The 23774-nt window shown below is 63.5% G+C and carries 18 protein-coding genes and 2 tRNA genes; 12 read left to right on the forward strand and 8 right to left on the reverse strand.

The window, feature by feature from the left end; genetic code table 11:
• Positions 1-5: 5 nt before the first annotated feature.
• From A3E1_RS0100455 to A3E1_RS38175, 4 genes are all read left to right on the forward strand, one after another.
• Positions 6-902, forward strand: a complete 897-nt coding sequence (locus A3E1_RS0100455) for an alpha/beta hydrolase family esterase (RefSeq protein ID WP_211215831.1) — start codon at positions 6-8, stop codon at positions 900-902.
• A gap of 50 nt (positions 903-952) precedes the next feature.
• Entirely contained in the window at positions 953-1630 is a 678-nt protein-coding gene (locus A3E1_RS0100460; protein WP_020518783.1) for a hypothetical protein, read from the forward strand.
• 345 nt (positions 1631-1975) lie between these two features.
• Entirely contained in the window at positions 1976-8638 is a 6663-nt protein-coding gene (locus A3E1_RS38170) for a LamG domain-containing protein (protein WP_063825096.1), read from the forward strand.
• Positions 8639-8648: 10 nt separating this feature from the next.
• On the forward strand, positions 8649-14342 hold the full coding sequence (locus A3E1_RS38175; RefSeq protein WP_020518785.1) for an RHS repeat-associated core domain-containing protein: 5694 nt from the start codon (positions 8649-8651) through the stop codon (positions 14340-14342).
• 66 nt (positions 14343-14408) lie between these two features.
• Here A3E1_RS38175 and A3E1_RS38180 read toward each other — a convergent pair whose 3' ends face one another.
• A complete protein-coding gene (locus tag A3E1_RS38180) occupies positions 14409-14876 on the reverse strand; it encodes a DUF4265 domain-containing protein (RefSeq protein WP_026207936.1) in 468 nt (155 codons plus the stop codon).
• Between the two features lie 284 nt (positions 14877-15160).
• Between A3E1_RS38180 and A3E1_RS0100480 the strand changes: the two genes are divergently transcribed.
• A complete protein-coding gene (locus A3E1_RS0100480) occupies positions 15161-15490 on the forward strand; it encodes a hypothetical protein (protein ID WP_020518787.1) in 330 nt (109 codons plus the stop codon).
• 39 nt (positions 15491-15529) lie between these two features.
• Here A3E1_RS0100480 and A3E1_RS0100485 read toward each other — a convergent pair whose 3' ends face one another.
• The 3 genes from A3E1_RS0100485 to A3E1_RS0100495 form a co-directional block, all read right to left on the reverse strand.
• Positions 15530-16168, reverse strand: a complete 639-nt coding sequence (locus tag A3E1_RS0100485) for a GNAT family N-acetyltransferase (RefSeq protein WP_063825097.1) — start codon at positions 16166-16168, stop codon at positions 15530-15532.
• A 149-nt stretch (positions 16169-16317) separates the two neighbouring features.
• Positions 16318-16389, reverse strand: a tRNA-Val gene (locus A3E1_RS0100490).
• A gap of 48 nt (positions 16390-16437) precedes the next feature.
• Positions 16438-16869: an SsgA family sporulation/cell division regulator gene (locus A3E1_RS0100495; protein ID WP_026207938.1), complete on the reverse strand. Its 432-nt coding sequence runs from the start codon at positions 16867-16869 to the stop codon at positions 16438-16440.
• Positions 16870-17139: 270 nt separating this feature from the next.
• Here A3E1_RS0100495 and A3E1_RS0100500 point away from each other — a divergent pair, with 270 nt between their 5' ends.
• Positions 17140-17568 (forward strand): TIGR02611 family protein, encoded by a 429-nt coding sequence (locus A3E1_RS0100500; protein ID WP_020518790.1) that lies wholly within the window; start codon positions 17140-17142, stop codon positions 17566-17568.
• A gap of 145 nt (positions 17569-17713) precedes the next feature.
• Here the strand turns inward: A3E1_RS0100500 and A3E1_RS0100505 are convergent, their stop codons facing one another.
• Positions 17714-18508 carry a hypothetical protein gene (locus tag A3E1_RS0100505; RefSeq protein WP_157631230.1) on the reverse strand — a complete coding sequence of 265 codons (795 nt, stop codon included), beginning with the start codon at positions 18506-18508 and terminating at the stop codon, positions 17714-17716.
• Between the two features lie 98 nt (positions 18509-18606).
• Here A3E1_RS0100505 and A3E1_RS38185 point away from each other — a divergent pair, with 98 nt between their 5' ends.
• Genes A3E1_RS38185 through A3E1_RS0100525 form a run of 4 tightly spaced genes read left to right on the forward strand, consistent with a single transcriptional unit; the run spans position 18607 to position 22193 of the window.
• A complete protein-coding gene (locus A3E1_RS38185; protein WP_157631231.1) occupies positions 18607-20874 on the forward strand; it encodes a sensor histidine kinase in 2268 nt (755 codons plus the stop codon).
• Positions 20831-21235: a roadblock/LC7 domain-containing protein gene (locus A3E1_RS0100515; RefSeq protein WP_020518793.1), complete on the forward strand. Its 405-nt coding sequence runs from the start codon at positions 20831-20833 to the stop codon at positions 21233-21235. Before A3E1_RS38185 ends, A3E1_RS0100515 begins: the two co-directional genes overlap by 44 nt.
• A gap of 6 nt (positions 21236-21241) precedes the next feature.
• On the forward strand, positions 21242-21628 hold the full coding sequence (locus A3E1_RS0100520) for a DUF742 domain-containing protein (protein ID WP_020518794.1): 387 nt from the start codon (positions 21242-21244) through the stop codon (positions 21626-21628).
• Positions 21609-22193: a GTP-binding protein gene (locus A3E1_RS0100525; protein WP_026207939.1), complete on the forward strand. Its 585-nt coding sequence runs from the start codon at positions 21609-21611 to the stop codon at positions 22191-22193. Before A3E1_RS0100520 ends, A3E1_RS0100525 begins: the two co-directional genes overlap by 20 nt.
• On the opposite strand, the gene A3E1_RS0100530 is transcribed toward A3E1_RS0100525, so the two are convergent.
• Positions 22190-22408, reverse strand: coding sequence for a hypothetical protein (locus tag A3E1_RS0100530; RefSeq protein WP_020518796.1), 219 nt, complete (start codon positions 22406-22408; stop codon positions 22190-22192). The two genes, A3E1_RS0100525 and A3E1_RS0100530, sit on opposite strands and share 4 nt — an antisense overlap.
• A 5-nt stretch (positions 22409-22413) precedes the next feature.
• Positions 22414-22773, reverse strand: coding sequence for an MmcQ/YjbR family DNA-binding protein (locus A3E1_RS0100535; protein ID WP_020518797.1), 360 nt, complete (start codon positions 22771-22773; stop codon positions 22414-22416).
• A 21-nt stretch (positions 22774-22794) separates the two neighbouring features.
• Here A3E1_RS0100535 and A3E1_RS0100540 point away from each other — a divergent pair, with 21 nt between their 5' ends.
• A complete protein-coding gene (locus tag A3E1_RS0100540) occupies positions 22795-23247 on the forward strand; it encodes a GNAT family N-acetyltransferase (protein WP_020518798.1) in 453 nt (150 codons plus the stop codon).
• Complete coding sequence (locus A3E1_RS44240) at positions 23244-23594, forward strand: PIN domain-containing protein (RefSeq protein WP_026207940.1); 351 nt, start codon at positions 23244-23246, stop codon at positions 23592-23594. The genes A3E1_RS0100540 and A3E1_RS44240 overlap by 4 nt, the downstream gene beginning before the upstream one ends.
• On the opposite strand, the gene A3E1_RS0100550 is transcribed toward A3E1_RS44240, so the two are convergent.
• A tRNA-Gly gene (locus A3E1_RS0100550) sits at positions 23583-23658 on the reverse strand. The two genes, A3E1_RS44240 and A3E1_RS0100550, sit on opposite strands and share 12 nt — an antisense overlap.
• Positions 23659-23774 lie beyond the last annotated feature (116 nt).

Consider the following 23774-nt stretch of genomic DNA (forward strand, 5'->3'; position numbering starts at 1 on the left):
AGCGCATGTCTCGCATACGTTTAGCTTTGCTTGGCTTGCTGATTGTCACCGCAATGGCAGGGTGCAAAGTGGACAGTCACGAAGCAGGCGGAGCGAGCCCCACGCCAGAACCACCCGCGGTGCTGGAAACCCCAGCGCCCGGCGACACTTTCGCCGAGTTGTGGTGGAACGGAAAGCGCCGGGTCTGGAAAGTGCACGCCCCAGCCAGTTATGACGGCAAGACCGCGTTGCCGGTGGTGTTCGTCCTTCACTTCTATCCGGGCGATGGAAATGAAGCCGCTAGCACCACCGGCATGAAAGCCAAGGCGGATAAGGAGAATTTCCTCGCCGTCTTCCCAGACGGCTGGGCCGCCGGCTACAACGCGGCCATCTGCTGCGGCGCCGAGGACGATGTCGGCCTCATCCGCCGGATCGCTGAGCGGATGGTCACGCGGTGGAAGGCTGACCCGAAGCGGTTCTACGTCACCGGCATCTCCAACGGCGCCGACATGAGCTTCAAACTCGCCGTGGAGGCCTCCGACATCTTCCGCGCCGCGGCACCCGTGAGCGGCTCGTTCTGGGGGCCTAAGTCGCTGGAAGCGAGCTACAAGCCGAAGACGCCGGTCTCCATCGTCACGTTCCAAGGCGGAAGCGACGCCCGCTTCCTCACCCCGATGAAGGACGGCGCGAAACTGTGGCGGGAACGAAACTCGTGCACGCCAAGCGCTCCGGTCGAACTCGGCCGCAAACAGACCGATCCGATCACCCGTACGGACGCCAAGTGCGCTGACGGCAGTGACTTCACGGTGTATTCGCTGCCCGACATGACCCACGCCTGGCCCGGATCGAGCGGACCGTTAGGCGACCCTTCAGCGGGTCTCAACGCGACCGACCTCATCTGGGATTTCTTCAAAGCGCACTGAACGGCTAGCCGCCCCATAGGCTCGTCTTAGGACGAGTCTTTGGGGGTGCGGTGTCGCAGCCAGAATCCGGGCCAGCGCGGCTTGACCTCATCCTCGCGCTCATCATGGCCGCCGCCGCGGTGTGCACGGCGTGGGCGGGTTTCGAAAGCACCAAGTGGAGTGGCGAGCAAGCCAACTCCTACGCCGAAGCGGGCGCGTTTCGCACCGAAGCGGCACGCATGGCGACTCAGGCGGGGCAGCACCGCATCGTCGATGTCGTCACGTTCACGCAATGGCTGACCGCCCTCAACGAGGAGATTGTCACCAATCAATCCGCCCGTCCCGGGGCGAACTATGAGCCGGTGCCGGGAACCATCTCCGCGTTCATCTTCGAGCGGTTCCGGCCGGAGTTTCAGCCTGCCGTTGACGCCTGGATGCGCACACAGCCCTTCGTCAATCCTGATGCCCCGCCGACGCCGTTCACGCTGCCCGAGTACGCGCTGGCCGAAGAGGCCGAAGCCGCCCGCCTGGAACGCCTGGCGGAAGAGTCAGCCAGTGACGCGCGCGCCGCTAACCAGATCGCTGACAATTACGTGCTCACCGCCGTCCTGTTCGCACTGGTCCTGTTCTTCGCGGCGATCAGCGACCGCGCCCGCGGCCGGCGCAGCAGGACCCTATTGTTCAACGTCGCCGCGGCCGGGCTCGCGCTCACCGTGATTATCCTGGCGACCTTCCCGGTCAAGTTCTAACGAAAGCTAGAAGCAGTAGATCGCCGTGGCTACGCACAGCACTAGCATGCCCGTCGCGTTGATGAATAGATAACGGCCAAAGTCGCGCGCCCGACGGCACGGGTCTCAGGCACAAGAATCCGTCAGCCAGCTGGATCAGTCCAACCACGACAACGGGCCACAGGGGATCGGGAAACGCCGCCATGCCCGGGAAGCTACCGCGTCCCGAGCCAGGCCAGCGCCCCGGATGAGCTCCCGGCAAGATCACGGCAGGGCAGTGAAAGTGGCATGAAATTGGCTTGAAAGTGGTTCCTAGCAAACTCCCAGAGTTGAGGCGATCGTGCCGTTTTCCTGGGGAGTTCACCAATGTCATGGCGACCGAAGGCGTCCGCGTCGCGGATGGTGGCTAGTGCGCTTGCTGTTTTGGTTTTGGTGGGTCTGCCCATCTGGATAACCGCGCGAGACGCACCGCTCCCGTCCGTCGCGCTGGAACACCTCACCGAGGCGAGCACAACGGCGGAGGCGATCGCCGCGGCGGTTCGCCAGCGGTCCGAGGTGGTCGTGGCGGAACTCACGACGGAGTCACGGATCGTGCGGGCCAATGCCGACGGGCAGCTGGTCGCTGAGATCAGTATCGGGCCGGTGCGGGTCCGCCGCGGCAACGGCTGGGCTGACGTGGACACGACCCTGCGACGCCAAGCCGACGGCATGGTCAAGCCACTGGCGGCCGTGATGGACATCGCCTTCTCCGGCGGCGGTTCGGTTCCTTTGCTCCGGTATGGAACGGGGGAGCGATGGATCGAACTGTCGTGGGCGGCCAGCCTTCCGGCGCCGGCAGTCGCTGGCGATCAGGCGACCTACGCCGAGGTCTATCCCGGCGTAGATCTGGTCATGCAAGCCACGCGCACGGGGTACAGCCAGAAACTGATCGTCAAGAACGCTGACGCCGCGAAGAACAAGGCGCTCACGGAAGTGGTGTTTGGCCTGCGCGCCCAGGGTGTCAGTCTCACCACTCTCGCTGACGGTGGACTGGAGGCGAAAGACGAAGCGGGCGTACGGGTTTTCGCGGCCCAGCCGTCACGGATGTGGGACTCCGCCGCGCAGCCAAAGGAAGCGCCCGTCGGCGTATCCGTCACCGGCACGGGTCTAACGCTCAAGCCAGACGTTGCCCTGCTAAGCGACCCGGGCGTCACGTTCCCGCTCATCATCGACCCGGACCAGGACGCTGGGCGGACCAACTACAACCAGACGTACTCAGGCAAAGCTGGTACGGCGTACCCGAACAAGACGGCCGAGCCGAACGGCTGGCATCAGGTGGGACAGTGCTGGGACGGCGCGGGCGAGTGCAAAGGCATTGGGGCGGCACGGCTCTACCTCGAATTCGGCACCGAGTTCCTCAACGGCAAGGAGATCCACGAGTCGTGGCTGAACACGACATCGGTATATGGCCCGAACTGGAACTGCTCGCAGACACAGCGCCACACGCTGCACTGGGCCAACTGGGGCATCGGCGAGGGGACCACCTGGAACAACCAGCCAACCGGGACCCATCTGAGCAACGCCGATATCTTGCACAGCAACAGTCACTGCCCGGGCAGCCGTGGCGTCGGGTTCTTCGCGGGCACCTGGGTCAACAACTGGGGCGGCCGCTCCACCTATTACCTGTCAGCCGCGAACGAGAGTGACCAAAGCGCCTGGCGTAAATACGATCCGTGGGCGCACCGGCTGTGGGTCAAGTACAACACCAAGCCGAACGCGCCCGCGGATCCGGCGGTCAGCCCAGCGCGGCCGAAGTGCGGCTTATGCGACGTGCCCTACCTCGCCGACAACATGGTCCAGGTTGGCGCCCGGTTGTCCGATAACGACGGTGACCAGGTCGCGCCCGTGTGGGTGATCACGGGGATCGACGAGTTCCAAGGTGGCGCCAAGAACTCCGGTGAGTATTTCCAGACTGACGTCGACCTCAGCAAACGGGCCGACGGCGCACGGGTCAAGTGGTCGGTCAAAGCCCGGGACTGGGGTAACGATGGCCCGAAAGTCGACGGCCCGGAGTTCGCCGTGGACCGCAGCCCGGTGGACAAGATGCCAATCGTCACCGGCGATCTATACAAAGAGGATGGCCGCTGGCACGGCGGCGCTGGAGTGCCCGGCAAGTTCACCTTCGACCCCAACGGCATCACGGACATCGCCCACTACGAGTACGGGTGGGATGGTGCCACCACCGAAATCGTGACCTTGACCCGGTTCAGCGAGACAGTGACCACAACGATTGTGCCGCCTAAGGATGGGCCTCGCGATCTGTTCGTGCGCAGCGTCGACCGGGCTGGCCGCAAGAGTGAAGCGCGGGTGCTGCACCTCTACATTCGCCCCGGCAGCGGGCCGGTCGCCAACTGGTCGTTCGAGGGCAACACCCGCGACACGGCGCATCTGGGCGACCGCGACGGCACCCTTATCGGCGCGGCAAGTTATGCCCCTAGCGCTGTCGGCAATGGGCTGCTTCTAGACGGCTGGATGCACGGGAGCATGTCGGCGCCGTCGGCGCTCAACACGACCGTGAGCTTCTCAGCGTCGGCATGGGTGCGTATCGACGATCCGGCTCACCCGCGAGCTGTTGTCAGCCAGGACGGTCCACACGCTCCCGGTTTCGTGTTGTGGTACCGGCCGGACAATGGCGGGCAATGGGTCTTCGGGCTCCCCGCGTCGCCAACCTCCACCTCGCCGGAATGGGCGAAGGCGCCGGCCGGCGCCGATCTGGGCAAGTGGACGCATCTGGCCGGTGTCTATGACGCCCCAGGCAAACAGCTACGGCTCTATGTCAACGGGCGGCTCACCGCGACCGCGGCGCGCGTTCACGTCCCGTGGGCGGCCACGGGCGTTGTCCGGGTTGGACGGACGCTCTGGGACGGCAGGCTGGTCGATGACTGGCACGGCGGCATCGACGAGGTGCAGCTCTACGACCGGCAGCTGACCGCGGCGGAGATTCGTGCCGCGGTAGCCCGTGACAATGTCGCACTGGGCCACTGGAAGTTCGACGAAGCAGCGGGCACCACGACGGCCGTTAACGCGGTACCAGGCGGTGCTTCAGGCGTCTTGCTGGACGGCGCGCAGCTGACCGGTCCGGTCGGCGGCATAGCGGCAGGCTCAGTGCGGCTCGGCGGCGATCCGGCACACGTGAGCATGGGCGGCCCGGTCGTGCGCACCGATGGCAGCTTCTCCGTCGCCGCATGGCTTCAGCTCGACGTCGCTCCCGGAGACCTCGATGCCCGGTGCGCGGTCGCCCAGGAGGGCGAAGTCGTTGGTGCGTTTGGCATTTGTTACCGCCAGCTGGGTACCAAAGGCTACTGGGAGGTGTTCGGGGCGTCGATGGATGTCCACGCAGACAACCGCCCTGGCGACGCGGTCATCCGGTCGGCGCAACCTGCCCAGCTCGGTGTGCCAGCCCACGTCGCCGCCGTCTTCAACGCGGCGGAACAAAAGATCGTGCTTTACGTCAACGGCGAGGTCGCGGGGCAGGGAGCCTGGGCGAATAGGTTCCGCGCGAACGGGCCGTTCACCATCGGGCGGTTCAAGTGGAACGGGACGCTGGGCAACCACTGGAAAGGCTTGGTGGACGAGGTCCGGGCGTACAGCCGGATCCTTGATACCGCTGAGATTCAGGGCATCGTCGCGCAAAACAAGGTGGCGCAAGGCTGGTGGAAGCTCGACGGCGACCTGCGCGACTCCTCGCCAGCGAACCTGCACGGCGCCGAACCAAGTGGAAAGGTCGACTTCGTGGCCGGGCAGTCAAACCTGCCCACACCGCACGATCTGGCGGCGCAGTTCACTGGCGCCAACTACGTCAGTGCCGGGCACGCGATCGATACCCGGTACAGCTTCTCGGCCACCGCGTGGACGCGGCTGGATAAGAAGGGTGCCGCGGCCACAGTGGTTTCGCAGGATGGCAACCGGGTCAGTGCGTTCCAGCTTCAGGCCACGGCTGAAGGACGCTGGGCCTTCGTCATGTATGGCTCCGATGTGGACGGTGGAGGCGGCGCGGCGGCACATCACCGGGTGACCGGGCCACTTGCCCAAACGGGAGTCTGGACACATCTCGCGGGAGTTTATGACGCGGCAGCGGGCCAGCTATACCTTTACGTCAACGGCGAGCTGGCGGGCAGCACCGTTCACAGCAACGCCTGGGACGTGGCCTCCGGGAAGCTTAGTGTCGGTGCGGCGAAGTGGAACAACGCCCGTGCCGAGTTCCTTTCCGGCGCCGTCGACGATGTCATCGTCTTGGGGCGCACGCTATTCGCCGACGAGGTGCGGCAAATGGCCGGGCGCGATCTGAGCCTGATTCATCACTGGGCCCTCGATGAACCCAGCGGAAAGTTCGCCGCGGATTCGGTCGGCGACAAGGTGGGAACCCTTACCGGTTCACCGGAGCGAGCCATCGGCCGCGTCGGCAACGCCGTGCGCTTCGACGGCACCGACGATGCGATCACGAGCACCGGTCTGGGGCTTCGCACCGACCAGAGCTTCACGGTCGCGGCGTGGGTCTACTTGGAGAAAGTGACCTGCCCGCCCGGCGAATGGTGCAAGCGGGTCGCCGTGTCCGCGGACGGGCCGGATGGCAGCAAGTTCCGCCTTGGCCATCTGATCGACGATGGCGATAACCAGTACGGCTCGTGGTTTTTCGAACTGCCCGATCTGGACATCGAGGTGCCCCATGTCGCGGCCGTCCACGCCGACCCGCGCGATTTCGAACGGTGGGTGCACCTGGCCGGAGTCTACGACCAGGCTGCCGGGACACTATGGATCTACGTCGATGGTGTCCGCCAGGGTGATGGATTCCTGCAAAACCCTTGGAACACCAGCAGCGGCGTCGTGATTGGACGCGGCAAAGCCGACGGCGCGGCGGGCGAGCGCTGGAAGGGCAATGTGGACGATGTCCGTGTCTACACCGGCACCCTGGATACCGACCGGGTAAGCAAGTTGTTCGCTTCTTACCCCGCGCCCAAGGCGCCGGTGACGTTGCCGGCCAACGCGGCCGCCCACTGGAAGCTCAACGAGGATGCCTCGGACGCCAGCGGCAACGGACGCACGCTCAATCTCAACGGCGCCGGCTGGATCGGCGGGCGCGACGGCATGGCGATTACCCTCGACGGCACCACAAGTCATGCGGTCTCACCCACTCCAGTGCTCAACCCGGCGCAGAACTTCTCGGCGACGGCATGGGTTTACCTCTCCGATCTCGATAACGGCGATCGCACCGTGCTTTCTCAAAACGGTGTCAACGTCACTTCCTTCGATCTGCGTTACCAGGCCTCGACCCGCAAGTGGGCAGTCACCTTGCCGCTGGTGGATTCCGAGGGCACCACTTGGGTTTCGGTTACGTCGGCCGAGCCCGCCCAGGCCCATAACTGGGTGCATCTGGCAACGACCTACGAAACCGCCTCGCAGCAACTACGGCTCTATGTCAACGGCGTGCTGTCGGCACACCGGGTGGGCATCGCCCCCATTACCAACATGGGCGCCTTCAACATCGGGCGGGGCTGGCAGCGTGGCAATGGCATCAACTACTTCAAATATGTGATCGACGAAGTCCGGGCCTATCAGCGAACCCTGACCGACGGTGAAGTGCGGGCGCTGCACGACAGTGCTGTCGCGGCGACCTATGGCGCGTTCCGGTTCGACGACGGCACCGCGATCGACTCGTCGTGGCGCAAGAACCCGGTCGCCACGTCTGGCACGGAAACCTACGCGCCCGGCATCAGTGGTAAGGGACTCAAGCTAGACGGCGTCAGCGGCTCGATCCGCACCACTTACGACGGCGTGCGGATGGATGACAGCTTCAGCGTCGCCGCGTGGGCCAAACTCGACCACAAGAACCAGGTCGCCACGGTCATGGCGCAAGAAGGCGTCCGGACCCACGGGTTCATGCTGCAATACCGGCCGCAGATTGACCGCTGGGTGTTCGGGGCACCCGCGCAGGACGAGGACGGCAGTCCGCTGGTTTACGCCTCAGCCCCGGTCCCGGTACAGGCTGGCGAGTGGGTTCATCTGGCTGGCGTCTATGACTTCGCCGGGCGCCAGCTACGGCTATACGTCAACGGGGAACTAGCTGGCGTGAAGGACGACGTCGCCCTCTGGAAAGCTGTGGGCGGGCTAGTGATCGGACGCGGCCGGATCGAGACGAAGCGCGCCGAGTTCTTCCCTGGCACGCTCGATGAGGTCTACACCTACGTCGGCATGTTCACCGAGGCCAACCTCAAGACCCTTTCCACCTGGCCTGCGACGACGGCCGGGCAACTAGGCCGCTACGTCAATCTCGCCGGGGAACGTTACAGCGCGCCGTCGGGCCTGCCCATCATTGCGGGGTACTGGATGGAAGCCAACCTTGGCGCGCCCATCCCGGCGGCAAGTGCTGACACGGCGATGCTTTACCGCTGTGTCGCCGGAACAGACCTGTTCACGTCGGCAGATCCACTCTGCGGCGGTGAGAAGGTCCTCGGCGAGTTCGCCTTGGTCTACAAACGACAGCCGGCCAACGTCGCCACGGTGCCGATTTACCAGTGCGCCAACGCCACCGGCCGCTACGAGTCCACCCGGCCAGAGTGCGAGGGTGGGAACGCCAGCACCGGAGTGCTCGGTTACACCCTCGCCTACAGCCTGCTGTCCCGCTACTACGGCGGGCAGGGCGAACACTGGACGGAGTCCATCAGCACGGCACCCGGCTATCGCCTCGAGGGTCCGCATGGGTGGGTGCCGATGGTCGCTCAGCCCGGCACCGTGGCACTGATGTCCTGCCGGGACAAGTACGACCAGTTCCTTTCGGTGAGCGCCACCTGCGAAGGCAAGGCGGTCCTGAGGACTCTCGGCTACATATGGCCCTCGGCTCCGTCCGGAGTGGACAGTGCCGCGCTTTACCTCTGCAAGATCAACGAGCAGCTATTCGCGGCGCGGGAATCCAACTGTTCCGGCTTCACCGTTGTCAGCCGCCTGGGATACGTGCTGCACGGGCCGCAAAACCCCACCCCCCAATTCAGCTAAGGAGAAGGTCTTGAGACGCAACAGATGGCTCTCAGCCGCACTCTCGGCGTTCATATGCGTTCCGCTGGTCGCGGCCATCGGGTCAGCGCAAGCCACGGCCGCCGTGCCGGGGCCAACGGTGTCGCTGCCCGAGGTCCCGTCAACCCCCGTGACGGGGCAGACGATGGGTGCCGTGCCGCAAGACCAGGCGTCGGCGAAAGCACTGACCGGCAACCAGCCGGTGCAGACGACCCCGCCACAAGACGGCAGCGGCAACGCTACGGCGACTTCGCTTTCTCCTTCGGCGAGCTGGAGCGTGTCTGGCCACACGGGCGACTTCACGTGGTCGTACCCCTTGCAGGTGCCGCCCTCGGCCAGCGGGGTCAAACCACAACTGGCCCTGTCTTACGCGTCGTCGTCGGCGGACGGGCGTACCAGTGCCACCAACAACCAGCCATCCTGGGTGGGCGAAGGCTGGGACCTGTCGCCCGGTTTCATCGAACGCGTCTACGGGCCGTGCGCCGAAGATGACGGCGATGGCACGGTCGCGCCGAAGGTGGGCGATCTGTGCTGGCGCAGCGACAACGCCATCGCCGCTTTCGCCGGCAAAGGCGGGCAGCTGATCCACCGGCCCACCAACGACAATCGCTCGATCTGGCAAGCCAAGAGCGACGACGGTGACCTGATCGAAAGGCACACCAACGCCAATAATGGCGACAACAACGGTGAGTACTGGACGATCACCACCACCGATGGCACCACGTACTACTTTGGGTCGCGTTCGGAGGCGCAGTCGGCGTGGACCGTCCCGGTTTTCGGCGATGACGCCAATGAGCCCTGCCACGGCGCGACTTTCGACACCTCGTGGTGCCAGCAGGTGTGGCGCTGGCAGGTGGACAAGATGGTTGACCGCAACGGAAACATCATCCTGTTCAACTACCGCAAGGAGTGGAACAAGTACGGCCTCAACAACAAGGACGCCGCTGTCCCTTACGTGCGCGGCGGAAGCCTGGAGGCCATCTCCTACGGGCTGCGCGACAACGTGCCCGCCAGCGGCTGGGTCGAGTTCGCGGTGGCGGACCGGTGCGTGCCGGGCAGCGACTGCACACCGTCGAAAAAGGAGAACTGGCCAGACACCCAGTGGGAACAGCAATGTGACGCCGAAACGTGCCCTGGGAAGAATTCGCCATCCTTCTTCAGCAGCAAACGGCTCGCCACCATCACGACCAAAGTGCTGCGCGACGGGACGCCAACCGCTGTCGATTCGTGGAAACTAGAACACTCCTTCCCGAACCCAGATGGCGGCGAGAAGGCGGCACTCTGGCTCAAGAGCATTGTCCACACTGGACACGTCGGTGGCACCATCAACCTTCCCGCGGTCACTTTCGGCGGGACCAAGATGCCTAACCGGGTCGCGGTCGGCGATGGTTACGCCGCCCTGTCCCGATACCGCATCACGGGCATCACCTCAGAAAGCGGCGGCCAGATCACGATCCGGTATGCCAATCCCAACTGCACGACGAGTTCGCCGACACCGGCGGAAGCCCCTACCAACACCCTGCGCTGCTTCCCAGTGCGCTGGGCCAAGCCCGGTCACGTCGAGCGCGTCGACTACTTCCACAAATACGTCGTGGACACCGTGACCGAGTCTGACCGGTTCCAGGGCATGCGCGATCAGCTCACCCGCTATGAATACCTCGATGGCGCCGCCTGGCACCTGGACACCAGTGAGTTCACCAAGCCAGACAAGCGACTGCACAACGAATACCGCGGCTACGGAAAGGTTCTCATCACCGGCGGCGCCTCTTCGGATCCGGCGGGCACCCAATCGAGAACCGAGAAGCGTTTCTACCGGGGCATGGAACGTGACGAAGTCGTGGACTCCGAAAACGGCAGGCGCGCGGATTCAGATTGGCTAACCGGATTCGAGTTCGAGTCGATCACCTACCAAAACGCCGCTGTGGTAAGCAAAACCATCAGCACGCCTTGGTCACGCGGTCCGCTTGCCAGCCGGGGCGACCTCAAGTCCTACATCGTGCGTTCGGGCGGCTCGTCGACCTACACCAAGCTTGAGTCGGGCTGGCAGATCACCCGTACCACCAACGACTATGACGACCTCGGCTTGCTAACCGAGACCGACGATCTCGGTGACACCCGCACCGCGGACGACGACAGATGCACCACGTATACCTACGTGCGCAACCCGGCGAAGTGGCTGATGGCTTTGCGGCAGCGCACAGAAACCGTGGCTGTCAACTGTGATGGCACCGTCGTCTACCCGAAGCACGCTATCTCCGATGTCCGGGTGGCCTTCGACGGCAAGGACTTTGGCGCGGCGCCAACGGCGGGCAACCCGACCCGCGTCGAGTCGCTCAAGGACCGTCAGGCCGGTGCGCTGCCGGTCTACGAGCTCGACAGCACAACGGAATACGACGTGCTGGGCCGGCCAGTGAAGAACGCTGACGCGCTCGGCCGGGCGACGACGATCACCTATGAGCCACAGTTCGCCGGCCCGGTAACCAAGGTCATCGCCAAGAACCCGCTCAACCACACCACCACGACGGAACTCGAAGTCGCCTGGGGTGTGCCGAAGAAGGTGACCGACCCCAACGGGCGGCTCACCGAAACGGCTTATGACGCTCTCGGCCGGGTCACCAACGTGTGGCTGCCTAACCGCAAACGCCCGGCGGCCAGCAACTACAAGTACACGTACATGATCCGGCAGGACAAGCCGACGATCGTGACCAGCTCGAAGCTGAACGCCAAGGGAACCTACACCGTCACCAAGACCCTGTATGACGGGCTGCTGCGGGCACGCCAGGTGCAGGCCGAGGCGATGGGCGGGGGCCGGCTGCTCACCGACACCCAATACGACTCACAAGGGCGGATCTACAAGAGCACCACGCCGTATTTCCACAACGCGCCCCTGGACACCGACGAGAACAACACGATTTGGGTGCCCAGTGACGCTGACAAGGTGGGCGTGACAACCACCAGCTATGACGGAGCTGGCCGTCCCGTCCTGGAGGTCTTCCATGCCGCCACGGAGGAGAAGTGGCGCACCAGCATGGTTTACGCCGGTGACCGGGTGCACGTCACACCGCCGGCGGGAGGCATCGCCACCACGATAATCAGCAACGCCCGCGGCCAGAAGATCGAGCTGCGACAATACCACGGTGGCCAGCCCACAGGCGCCTACGACAGCACCACTTACAGCTACACCAAAGCCGGGCAGCCCGAGACCGTCGTCGGAGCCACCGGAAACACCTGGCGCTATGGCTACGACCTAGGTGGACAGCTGACCAGTTCCCAGGACGCGGACAAGGGCGCGGGTTACGCGACCTACGACGAGGCGGGACAGGTGACCAGCCGCACCGACGCACTTGGTAACACACTGCTTTTCAGCTATGACAACGCGGGCCGGCGTACGGAGATGAAACTGGCGACGCCAAACGAGCCACAACTGTTGTCGCGCTGGACTTACGACACCGCCGACTATGGCGCCGGGCTGCCGGCTTCGTCGACGCACTACGTCAACGGTGCCGAATACACCACCACTATCAAGGGATACAACGCGTTCAACCAGCCCATCGAAACCACGACCAGCATTCCGGAAACGCCTGAGGCGCCAGAACTCGCGGGCACCTACACCACGGGCATGGGCTATAAGCCGGACGGCAGCATCGCCAGCATCGCCCTGCCCCAGATCGGCACCCTGCCAGCGGAAACCATTAACTACCAATATGGTGACCACGGTCAGCTCATCAGCAGCAGTGGCGGTTACGACGGCAAGACGTTCAAATATGTCACCGATAGCAGCTACACCCGTTTCGGCGAGCTGCAGCGGATGCAGTTTGGCGAAGGCGACAAGCGAGTCTGGCAAACGTATCTCTACGAGGACCACACGCGGCTACTCAAGCGCAGTGTGCTCGACGCTGAGGTGGCTAACCCCAACCAATCCGACGTTAAGTACCAGCGCGATGCCGCGGGCAACATCACGTCGATCGCTGACGCACCCTTTGGCGCCCAAGCGGACCTGCAGTGCTTCCGCTACGACTACCTGCGCCGGCTAACCGACGCCTGGACACCGGGCACAGACTGTGCCACGGCACCGGAATCCACACCCATAACAGGGCCCGCTCCCTATCGGCAGTCGTTTAGCTACGACGCCGCCGGAAACCGCCTTTCTGAAACCACAACAAACTCCTCTGGTACTCAGAAGAAGGTCTTCGAATACCCAACACATGGCGTCTCGACTATGGCGGTCGCCGGTGTGAACTCGTCCTACACCTACGATGCCGCAGGCAACATGAAAACGCGGCCGGGACAGACCCTGGATTGGGACGCCGAAGGAAACCTCACCTCGGTGAGTGGAGCCAGTGGGAACACGTCCTTTGTGTACTCAGCCGAAGGCTCACGCCTCACGCGTCAGGACTCGGCCGGCACCACGCTATATCTAGGCAGCCAGGAAGTCCGTGTAGACGCGGCAACGCGGAAGGTGAGTCCCGTGCGCTACTACCAGCACGGTGACAAGACGGTCGCCGTGCGGGCGGGACATGATCTGCACTGGCTGGCGGGCGACCACCAGCAGACCGCACAGAAAGCCATCAACGCCAGCGACCTTGGCGTGGTTACCCGTCGCCAAACGCCATTCGGCGGAAACCGTGGCACGGCAGCGGCTTTCCCCAGCGAAACAGGTTTCGTTGGCGGAACCAACGACCGTTCCACGGGTCTGGTCCACATCGGAGCACGTGACTACGACCCGGCACTAGGCCGGTTCATCTCCGTCGACCCGATAATGAACGCCGACGATCCACAGCAGCACAACGGTTACGCCTACGCCAACAACACCCCCGTCACGTTAGCGGACCCCACCGGCTTGATGGGCTCGTGCCCAGACGGCGTATGCAACCGCAACACATGTCAGGCGTGCGCCGACAACCGCAAGCAGGCACAAGCGATCAAGGAGCAGGTGTCGGCGAAAAAGGCGGCTGTGCGCAAGGTTTGGGGCCCGCACATGCGGAGCTATGAATACGAAACCAACGCCCGCGAAACGGCCTACCTCGCCGCGCTACGGGACGCGAAGCTCACCGCCACCGTGAACGCTTGGGGTGCGCACTTCAAGGATTTCAAGCGGGAAAAGGAAATGCAGACCCGCTCGCACGAAAAGGAATACTTGACCGAACAGCGCGAGAAACAGGAGCACAAGGCCTGCCGTGCGGACTTCTGGTGCTCCAAGGGCGACAACTTCACCAATAACGTCAACGATCTCAGCAAAATCACTGACAGCAAGGCTTTCAAGCTGATCGCTATCGGGCTGGGTATCGCCGGACTGTTCGCCTGCCCGCCTTGCGGACTACTGGGCATGATCGGGCTGGGCATGTCAGCCCTGGGCACTTCGGTGAGCTGCTATCAGGGCAAGTCCTTCGAATGCGGCTTCGGCGTGGCCTCGCTGGGCCTAGGCGCGGCGGGCGGAGCCTTAGTCAAGGGCGGCCGCGAGTCCATCAAAACCGGCCGAGAACTTGTCGCGAATGGACGATGGACCAGGCCGGGAAGTGGCTGGTACAAAGGCAATGCCAAGATCGCCGTAGGATTCGGAGCATTTGGCGCCTCGGTGCCCTACATCGGCTCCAACCTCGGCATAGACGGAACCGGAGTCTTCTGCGGCGAAGAGTGCCTGCGCTCCGGCTTCAGGCGCCCACCGGGCGAGCGGGCCTACCCGTAATCCAAGCAGGACCCGCTGCCCGGTCCCACCACAAGGGCAGCGGGTCCACCAGTTGTGGGAGTTTGTTCAGTTAAAGTGCTCGGCGTCGGCCCACTCCCAGTACACGCCTTCCGTTTCAAGGTGAGGGGTGACGATCCGTTCAACAAAGTCGATCGAACTTTCCGGTGGCACATCAACGGCGAGATGCCACCGGCCGCTCCATTCCGCAAGGGCACCGTTGGCAGAGATGGCTCCGACGAATTCCTGGCGAAGCGAGAGGCGTTCGGCGGGCGGAAGTGTCTTTGCCAAGACGAGCCTGAGGAGCCTGTGCCCGCTCCGCTGAGCGAGCCTGGTAATCGTTGTCTTGTTGGCGTTTAGCGCGACCTGATCCCTGAGCGCCAGGCCGTACACCCGGAAACGGCAAGCACGCGAGCCTAAAGTTGCCGTCCTGGTCATAGTCAAGCCACAGCTGCTCAAATTCGCCTGGGAAACCAAACCGCTCAAGATCGACCAGGACGAGGTGGTTACTGGCACCGCGCCCCACAGGATCGTCATGGACGATGTAACTGACCTGAGACATACGTGCGCCCTACCTCCTCGTAAGACCGATCCTTGAGTAAGACGCCACGGCCGTCCAGCCATTCCAGAGCTCCCCAGATCCAGCCGGAGGTGGGGCCCTGCCCGCTGGAGGCATTCAGGTTTATGATCAAGATGAGTGTTGTTCAGGGTGCCTGGCCTGTGAGTTTGGGGCGCAGGAACACAAGGGCCGCCGCCGAGCATTGGCCAGGGCTGGAACTAGTGGCGTGTTGACACCTCTGAAGCTTGTGGAGGAGGCAGACATGGGTGTTCAGGTGCACTTCGCGATACTGCACTGCTACTCGACCGACGACGCAACCGAAGATGAAGCCGTCCTTAGGTTCGACGACATCGTGTTCTGGCAAGGGCTGATGAAAGGCGGACGTGATCGCAACACGGATAAGTTCATGGTGTTCCCGCCTGGCAAGTCAGAAGCGATGGTCAAGCTGATCGATGCGGACTGGCCGACCAGTGACCATATCGGTACTCACGTGATCAGGAGAGACGAGTTGGGCCAGGGCTGGCACCGCGCCTACTTCCAAAACGAAGATGCGCATTACCACCTCGACTACGAAGTCTTCAACGCGCCGTAAGCAGGTGGCCGTCGCACCGGATTGGCCACGCTCGTCAGTTCATGCCTCGCGGGTGAAGCTCGTGATCTTCGTATGCAATTGCCAGCCGAGACGCTCGTAGAGCGCACGTCCTTCTTCCGTCCCATGCAGCACGGCGGTCACGGCTCCCTGGTCCATTGCTGCGGCGGCGAGTGCGTTCATCACCGCTGTGCCCAAGCCGCGGCGCTGGTGTTCGGGATCGGTGGCTACGCGATCCACGACGGCGACACCGTCCACCACTGCGGTGTATCCCGCTGCGGCGACCTCGCCTGTCTCGGAATGTATGCGCACGTTGGTAACGCCCGCGTCGATCGTGGCGCTCAGGTCATAGCCGGCGGGAACGCTCGGCGCGGTCTGCCGCAGTGTGGTTGTCATGAGTGGCTCCGGCGGTGTGCTTTGCCAGTCCGGCCCGAGAAGGGCGGCCGCCGCGTCCTCAGCGGCGGCCACGATGATCACACCGTGCGGTGCGGCCGCTTCCTTCGCCGCGCTTCGCACCGCGTCGAGGTCGTCGCGAAACACCAGACAGCGGGAGCGGGTCTTCGGCCGGACCTCGTCGATCCGTAGGCCCCAGGCGGTCTCGACGGGCACGGAGTTGCGCCTGACGGCGGCTAAACCCTTTGCCCAGCTGTGGAGTACGTCTGTTACGTCATGCGAGATCATCCGCACGAGGGTACTCGTCGGTCAACCCAACAAGGGTCCGTATTGGACAGCGCAAAGTAGTGCGCCGAACCGACCTCAGCTTGCCCACTTAAATCAAGAAAGCCAGGCTCCGGATTGCCGGACCTGGCTTCTGACCTGCTGTTTAACTGTGGGCGATACTGGGATCGAACCAGTGACCTCTTCCGTGTGAAGGAAGCGCGCTCCCGCTGCGCCAATCGCCCGCAACGGATCCAGACTCTATCACGTCACGGGCGATATGCCGCGTTGGGTTACCGCCCGGCGAGCAGGCGGTTGACGGCGGCGTCGACGTCGAGGTGGTCGGTTTCCCGGCCCCGTGGGACGACGACGTAGGTGCGGCGCAGGAAGCGCACGAGCACACTGCGTGGCACCTCGAAGAGCGCGTTCCCGTCGGGCGAGGAGAGCGCTAGGGCGACGAAGTCACCCCGCGGGGTGGCCCATGGCCAGACCCGGACGTCTCCGATACCGGCAGGCTCGTCGAGGCCTGTCACCAGTAGTTCACGTGCGAAAGACCAGCTGACGGCTTCCCCACCCGCGGTCTCTGCGTGGAATAGGACATGGACCGCGTATGGGTCCGCCGGGTCGTAGCGCAAGGATGCGCGTACCGGCAACGATGTCGCGTCAGGCGCGACGAGCCGCAATGACGTCTCGACCTCTACGGTCGTGGGACGAATGGCGCTCATGGACGTACTCCCCCCGGCGATGCGACGGAGCTCACTCGCTTCGTCCTTCCCATACTCACGGTGAACCTCCTGATTACGCTCCGCCATGCGTCGATCTCACCCTGTCGTGGGAAGACAGAAAGAAACGTGCACCCTGCCGCGCCCCCGAGGAGTAGAATGCCCGCTTTTGGCCGTGTTTAGACCTTGATACCGTGCCGGTCAAGCTCGACTTATTCCGGTAACGTCCGGTGATCGGGGTTGGTGACGGGCGATACCGGAGGGGGACATCTGATGGCCAAAGATCCGACAGAAGTGCCGCCTCGGCGTGGCGTTCGGGACAGGGTGCGGCTTACCCATGAGACAGTCCGCGCACACCCCACGGGCCGCGTCGCACTGAAGATCTTTTTTGGGGTACTAGGTGGCATCGTCGTGGCCGTCGGCATCGCCCTGATTCCACTGCCGGGTCCCGGCTGGCTGATCGTCATCGGTGGCTTGGCGATCTGGGCGGTCGAGTTCGTGTGGGCGCGCCACTTGCTGCAGTTCACCAAAGACAAACTCAAGATTTGGACAGACTGGATTAAACGTCAGTCATGGCTGGTTCGCGGGCTCGTCGGCATCGCCGGCATGGTCTTTGTCGGGCTTGTCGTGGCCGCGTCGATAAAGCTGAGTTTCGATGTGAACGTGTTTGAAAAGTTCTGGGACTACATCACTACTCACTAAGCGCCGCTTGGCTAACGTTCCCGCCCGTCCGGCTGACTTGACCGGCGACTCAAACCGAGATGTGATCTAAAGTGATCCGGCCGCGCCCGTCAACCTCCCCAGGTCAGCGCGGCCGGGTCCACTGTTTTCAGGCCTGATCGGCCACTCAGCGAGGCACCTCGTGCACGCGGTTGGCGATGTCACTCTCCTCAAGTTTGGCGCGGTCATGCGGGATGCGAACCTTGCCCGGATCGAGGAAATCAATCAGGTCGATGAGTGCCCATTGCAGCTCGACTTGGCGCCGGTTGCCGTTCCAGTCGTGGGTCAAGAAGGCGTCAACATCCTTGAGCAGGACGGTGAACCACCGCCGGAACTCGGAGTCTTCCTCGATGCGCACGTCGAACTCGGGATAGGTCAAAGCCTCGGTCGAGCCGTTGTGGCCGATATCCATCATGAGCTGGCCGATGGCCCGCTGCCGTCCGCGGAAGATGCGGAAGTGGCTGCGTCCATAGCGTTGCGACCCGAGGATGCTGCTGATGTCGGTCAAGTGAGCGTTCAGGGAACGGGTCTTGCCCTCGTCACCGAGATCGAGGAACTGCAGGTCACGTCGAATGATTTCGACCCAGCAAAGGTATTCGGCCAAGGTGTAGATGGTGAATCTACGGGCGTATCGCTCCTCTTCGGGATCGCCGCAGTGAAGAAACTCCTCCAGGTATCCGCCGCCGATGCCGTTGTGCATGCGCTGCTGAAGGCTATGCGCGGCAAGGAGTAACGGCTCACGATACTTAGAGATAAGTTCCTCGGTCTGCTCCGCTTTGGATTCCTTACGGCGCTGGAGTTCCAGAGCGTGTTCGAGTTTGCGCGATCTATTAGCCATGACGCCAGAAATGACCGCGGCCAGGATCGATAGGAGAGCTGAGGCAATGGCGACGATGCTGCCGGCATCCAACTTTTCAGGCACGGCAGTCAACATAGACGAAAGCCTCAGTGGACAGCAGGGGGCTAAACAGCTAGGTTTCCCCGGCGGAGGCTGCTCATTTACTCTTGGGCGTGGTCAGTGTGAGAAGTCGTGGGTGGAGCATCCGCGCCAAGATTATGACCTTGGCGGTGGTGCCGTTGGTGGCCATCACAGGGTTGTCGGTTTTTGGTGTGGCCGCAACGGTTGAGCCAGCTCTGAACCTGCTGGAAACCATCAAGTTCAACGATGCCGCCGCTGACCGTGGCGAGTTGCTCGTCGTTCAGTTGCAGCACGAGCGACGGGTTTCTGGCGGCGCTCAAGCGGGTTCGGCGGAGTTGGTGGACCAGCGCCGCAAGACCGATGAGCTTTATGCGTCGTTCAAGACCCGGTGGGCCGAAATGCAAGGCGCGACTGAGCTTTCCGCTGCTCACGTCCGTGTTGTCACCGGCTTTATGTCCGCAATGGACACTGTGCCACAGATTCGCCAAGACCTTGACGCTGGCCGCATTGACGCCGCGGCCGCGGTCAACCATTTCTCCGAGGTCATCGACGCGGCCTACGGCATGTTCTTCCTGCTGACGCACGTGTCGGACGCTGACCTGGCCCAGACGGCACAAGGGTTGTTCCTGGTGAGCCGCGCGCGCGAGCTGCTGGCTCGTGAAGACGCAGTCGTCATGGTTGCTGTGGCAGACCAGAAGATTTCTGCCATCGAACACACGCGCATCCTGCTGGCGATTGGCGCGCGGCGGCAGATCCACACCGAAGCCGCGGCAGCACTGTTGTCGCCACATAAGGAAAGTTACGCCAAGATCTTCGGCAGCGAGGCGTACCAGCGGCTGACCATCATGGAAGACAGCCTCGGCCGGCTTCAGGCAGGCGGCAAGCTCTCCATCGACGTCGTGATCTGGCAGAACAGCACTGCCGCGCTCCTGAAGGACATGGACGCGACCGAGGACGCGGCCGCGGCGGCAGCCCTGAAACTGGGCAACGACATTGGCATTTCGACGTTCTCCCGGCCCATCATCGCCGGCCTGATCGGCCTGTTGTGTGCGGCGCTGGCGCTCGTGCTGGCCTTGCGCACGGGACGGTCTGTGGTCAGGCGACTGGAAAGGCTCCGTGCGTCCGCTTTGGACGTCGCCCACGAACAGTTGCCTAGAGCGATCGCTTCGCTACGCACGCCGGGCGCGGGTGTTGGCGATCCGGCCCTGAACGAGCCACCCCCGCTAGCGGTCGGTGATGACGAGATCGGCCAGGTGGGCCACGCTTTCAACGCCGTGCAGCGCACCGCTATTCAAGCCGCGGTCGGGGAAGCCATCGTCCGCAAGGGAATCAGCGAAGTCTTCCTCAACATCGCGCGCCGTTCCCAAGCCCTGCTGCACCGTCAGCTGACCCTGCTCGACCGGATGGAACGCCGGACCACGGCACCTGACGAGCTTGAAGACCTGTTCAAACTCGACCACATGGCGACGCGGATGCGCCGTCACGCCGAGGCTTTGGTGATCCTCGCCGGTTCTGTTCCGGGGCGCGGCTGGCGTCACCCAGTACCAGTAATCGATGTTGTTCGTGGAGCGACGTCGGAGATTGAAGACTATGTCCGGGTGACCCTGGATCGTCTTCCTGATGTGCGCATCATCGGCCGGGCCGTGGGTGACATCATTCACTTGCTGGCGGAGCTTCTGGAGAACGCGACTTCGTTCGCGCCACCGCACACCGGGGTACGAGTGCATGGTGAGATCACAGCGAACGGCCTGGCGCTGCACGTCGAAGACCGCGGCCTAGGCATGAGCGAAACCGAGTTGGCTGAGGCAAACGCCCGCCTCACCGTGCCGCCGGATTTTGACCCGGCACACAGTGCCCGGCTGGGACTGCTCGTCGTCGCCAAGCTTGCGGCCAGGCAAAACGTGACTGTCCAACTGCGACACTCGCCGTATGGCGGGGTGACCGCAGTGGTGAATATCCCGGCTCAAGTCGTGCTTCCCGGGACCGGCGAACAGACAACCATCATTGCGTCCGCTAGGGTGCCTAAGGAAATTTCCGCGCAATCCTTTGCAGATGAACGCTCAACGACCGACGCCACAACAGTGTCGGTTGTGGACGGTCTGCCAAGGCGTGTGCGGAAGCAACCCCCGGCGACACTGGGAACTGACGAAGAGGCGACAATCACCGTAGATGCGGAACCGATCACGGTTAGCCTCCCGGACGAACCTGGGGTGCCGGATCAGCGCAGTGCGGAGCAACTTCGCCTGCGCATGTCAGCGTTCCAGTCTGGAACAGTTCGTGGCCGGGCCCAGGCCACCGAAGCCTATGAGGAAGGGAGTGCCTCCAGTGGTACCCACGACAGCCCGCCACGCGACCGACTGGCTCCTTGATGAGCTGCTAACGCGGGTGCCACAAGCAAAGTGCGCGGTGGTGCTCTCGGTGGATGGACTGCTTACGGCGACTTCGTCAGGGATGCCGCGCGATGACGCCGAGCACCTGGCCGCTGTCGCTGGCGGTTTCGCGAGCCTGGCCAAGGCGGCCGGTCAGCGTTTCCGCGGCGGTGCGGTCCGCCAGACGGTCGTTGAGATGGACGAGGCGTTCCTGCTCGTGAGCGCTGCCGGTTCCGGCTCGTGCCTCGCCGTGCTCGCCGCTCCTGACACCGACCTCGGCGTCCTGGCCTACGAGATGGCCATGCTCGCCAAGCGCGTCGGCACGCACCTTGCCACTCCGACGAGACATGGCCAGGCTTAAACGGCGATGTCTGCGGCATTTGAGCCCGAAGTCGACGGCACGGCCTGGTGGGATCACGAGGCCGGGCCGGTTGTCCGCCCCTACATGGTGACCGGTGGGCGGGTTCAGCCTGTCACCGCTGACTTCGATCTCATTTCGCACGTGGTGGCGGTGCAAAGCCTGGCCGTTGACACTCCAAGCCCAGAGCACCAAGCGATCCTGGCGCTCACTCAGGAACCCCGGCCAGTCGCCGAAATCGCTGGCCGCATAGACCTTCCGCTCGGGGTCGTTCGCGTCCTTCTATGCGATCTGTTGCTGGCTGGGCTGATCGCGCGCTACGACCCACCTTCCACAGACGACCTACCCAATATCGACACCCTGCAGGCGGTAATCCATGGACTCCGTTCGCTCTGACGCGCCGCCCCAGGCGCTCAAAATCCTGGTTGCTGGCGGCTTCGGCGCTGGCAAGACCACTATGGTCGGCGCGGTTAGCGAAATAAGTCCATTAAGGACAGAAGAGGTGCTGACGACCGCCGGCGTGGAAACCGATGACACCACGGGCGTGGACGCCAAGACGACCACCACGGTCGCCATGGACTTCGGCCGCATCACCATCACGCCGAACCTGGTGCTCTACCTGTTTGGGACACCGGGCCAAAACCGGTTCTGGTTCCTCTGGGATGAGCTAGCCACCGGCGCTCTGGGGGCGGTCGTGATCGCGGACACCCGGCGCCTGGCTGACTCCTTCGCCGCCATCGACTATTTCGAGCAGCGGGGAACGCCCTTCGTCATCGCGGTGAACTGCTTCGACTCGATGCAGGTCTACACGGTGGAGCAGGTGCGCGAAGCGCTTGACATCGGCGCGCACGTGCCGATCCTGCTGACCGACGCGCGTGACCGCCACTCGGTAAAGCACGTGCTCATCACATTGGTTGAGCACGTGCTTGTCATGGTGCGGGCCGCGGTGCCGGCGGGCTAACGCTTCTTCTTCTGGTTCTGGATGATCAGGAACACCACCACACCGATCACGCCAACAACCACCAGGCAGCACAGCAGACCGAGGATGCCACCGAAGCCAAACTTCGGCCGCTTCGCGATGAGGTCATTTTCGGCTGCCCACGCGGTGGCGGGGATGACGAATGCGGCGAGGAAGCCGGTAACGAGCGCGGCCCACAAACGAGAAATCCGGTTCATGAACCTTAGGGTACGGACCTTGTGCCACCTTTAGGGCCAGCAATCTGACTGTGAGCGTCAGCGCATATCTCCGCGATTTCTTTCCAATCGACAGGAACGTCTAGATAAACGCCGAGCCACCCCCGGTGCCCAACATAAGGCGGGCGGAAATACTTCTCCGGGTCCTCGGCGATCAGCTCCTGCTGCACGCCGGGAGCCGCGGCGCACCACATGGCGACCCGGTCATCATGGTGATGATCAGCCATCGTGGCGATCTGCTTCTTTCCTTTGTAGAACCACGACGCCTCCCCGTGGCTCACTTTCTCAGTGACGTCGGGCAGGGCCATGAATAGCTTGCGCAAACGCGATACTGGACTGACAGCCATGGATGATAGCGTGACATATCTATGGATGATCTTCTGATGCGGCGGGCCACTATCGACGACATTCCCGCGATCGTGGCGATGCTGTCCGACGATCCGCTCGGGGCGGCTAGGGAAGCAGAGGCCGGGCACCCTTCGTACACCCTGGCGTTTAAGGAAATCGATGCGGACCCGCACCAAACCTTGGCGGTGGGGGAGCGCGGCGGCGAGGTTGTCGCGTGCCTACAGCTGACGGTGATCCCCGGGCTGAGCCGCCAAGGTGCCAAGCGGGCCTTGATCGAAGCTGTTCGCGTGCGCTCCGATCAGCGCGGCAGCGGGCTCGGTAAGCGCCTGATCGAGTGGGCGATCGAGGAAGCGCGGGCTCGCGGTTGCGTCATGGTCCAGCTCACGACCGACAAATCCCGCCTCGACGCGCACCGCTTCTATTTGTCGTTGGGCTTCACCGACAGTCACATTGGGATGAAACTGGCTCTGTGAAGCCACTTCTGATCGTCGACGCGGCCAACGTGGTCGGGTCCGTCCCGGATGGATGGTGGCGCGACCGTCGCGGCGCCGCCGAGCGCCTGCGTGATCATCTGGCTTCGTTCGCCGGGCCCGTCGAGATCATTCTGGTCGTCGAGGGCCAGGCCCGGGGCATTTCTTCACACGAGGGGGTACTCGTTGAGCACGCCCGTGGCTCCGGCGACGATGCGATAGTCGATCTCGTGCGTGCCTCGGCTGGCCACAGAAAAGTCACCGTCGTGACGGCGGACCGGGAGTTGCGTGAGCGCGTAACTGCCCTGGGGGCAGACGTTGAAGGCCCTAAGGCCTATTGGAGCGGATGACGAGACTCGAACTCGCGACCCTCACCTTGGCAAGGTGATGCGCTACCAACTGCGCTACATCCGCGTGGGTCATTTCTGGTGCGCTGGTTACTTTAGCGGGTCTCCCGAGCGGCACGCCACCGGGTTACCTCGTGTCTTTTTGATCTTGGTTAGGCGTCATCGGGGTGGCCGAGCGCACAC

It is taken from the genome of Catelliglobosispora koreensis DSM 44566 (assembly GCF_000379685.1).
Taxonomy (GTDB): Bacteria; Actinomycetota; Actinomycetes; order Mycobacteriales; family Micromonosporaceae; genus Catelliglobosispora; species Catelliglobosispora koreensis.

What these genes read in the sequence shown, in the direction of transcription:
- A3E1_RS0100530 (WP_020518796.1), bottom strand. Translation starts at nt 22,408, where the DNA reads ATGAACCGGATTTCTCGTTTGTGGGCCGCGCTCGTTACCGGCTTCCTC.
- A3E1_RS0100500 (WP_020518790.1), top strand. Translation starts at nt 17,140, where the DNA reads ATGGCCAAAGATCCGACAGAAGTGCCGCCTCGGCGTGGCGTTCGGGAC.
- A3E1_RS0100540 (WP_020518798.1), top strand. Translation starts at nt 22,795, where the DNA reads ATGGATGATCTTCTGATGCGGCGGGCCACTATCGACGACATTCCCGCG.
- A3E1_RS0100535 (WP_020518797.1), bottom strand. Translation starts at nt 22,773, where the DNA reads ATGGCTGTCAGTCCAGTATCGCGTTTGCGCAAGCTATTCATGGCCCTG.
- A3E1_RS0100485 (WP_063825097.1), bottom strand. Translation starts at nt 16,168, where the DNA reads ATGATCTCGCATGACGTAACAGACGTACTCCACAGCTGGGCAAAGGGT.
- A3E1_RS0100495 (WP_026207938.1), bottom strand. Translation starts at nt 16,869, where the DNA reads ATGAGCGCCATTCGTCCCACGACCGTAGAGGTCGAGACGTCATTGCGG.
- A3E1_RS38170 (WP_063825096.1), top strand. Translation starts at nt 1,976, where the DNA reads ATGTCATGGCGACCGAAGGCGTCCGCGTCGCGGATGGTGGCTAGTGCG.
- A3E1_RS0100520 (WP_020518794.1), top strand. Translation starts at nt 21,242, where the DNA reads ATGTCTGCGGCATTTGAGCCCGAAGTCGACGGCACGGCCTGGTGGGAT.
- A3E1_RS38180 (WP_026207936.1), bottom strand. Translation starts at nt 14,876, where the DNA reads ATGACGATCCTGTGGGGCGCGGTGCCAGTAACCACCTCGTCCTGGTCG.
- A3E1_RS0100525 (WP_026207939.1), top strand. Translation starts at nt 21,609, where the DNA reads ATGGACTCCGTTCGCTCTGACGCGCCGCCCCAGGCGCTCAAAATCCTG.
- A3E1_RS0100455 (WP_211215831.1), top strand. Translation starts at nt 6, where the DNA reads ATGTCTCGCATACGTTTAGCTTTGCTTGGCTTGCTGATTGTCACCGCA.
- A3E1_RS0100480 (WP_020518787.1), top strand. Translation starts at nt 15,161, where the DNA reads ATGGGTGTTCAGGTGCACTTCGCGATACTGCACTGCTACTCGACCGAC.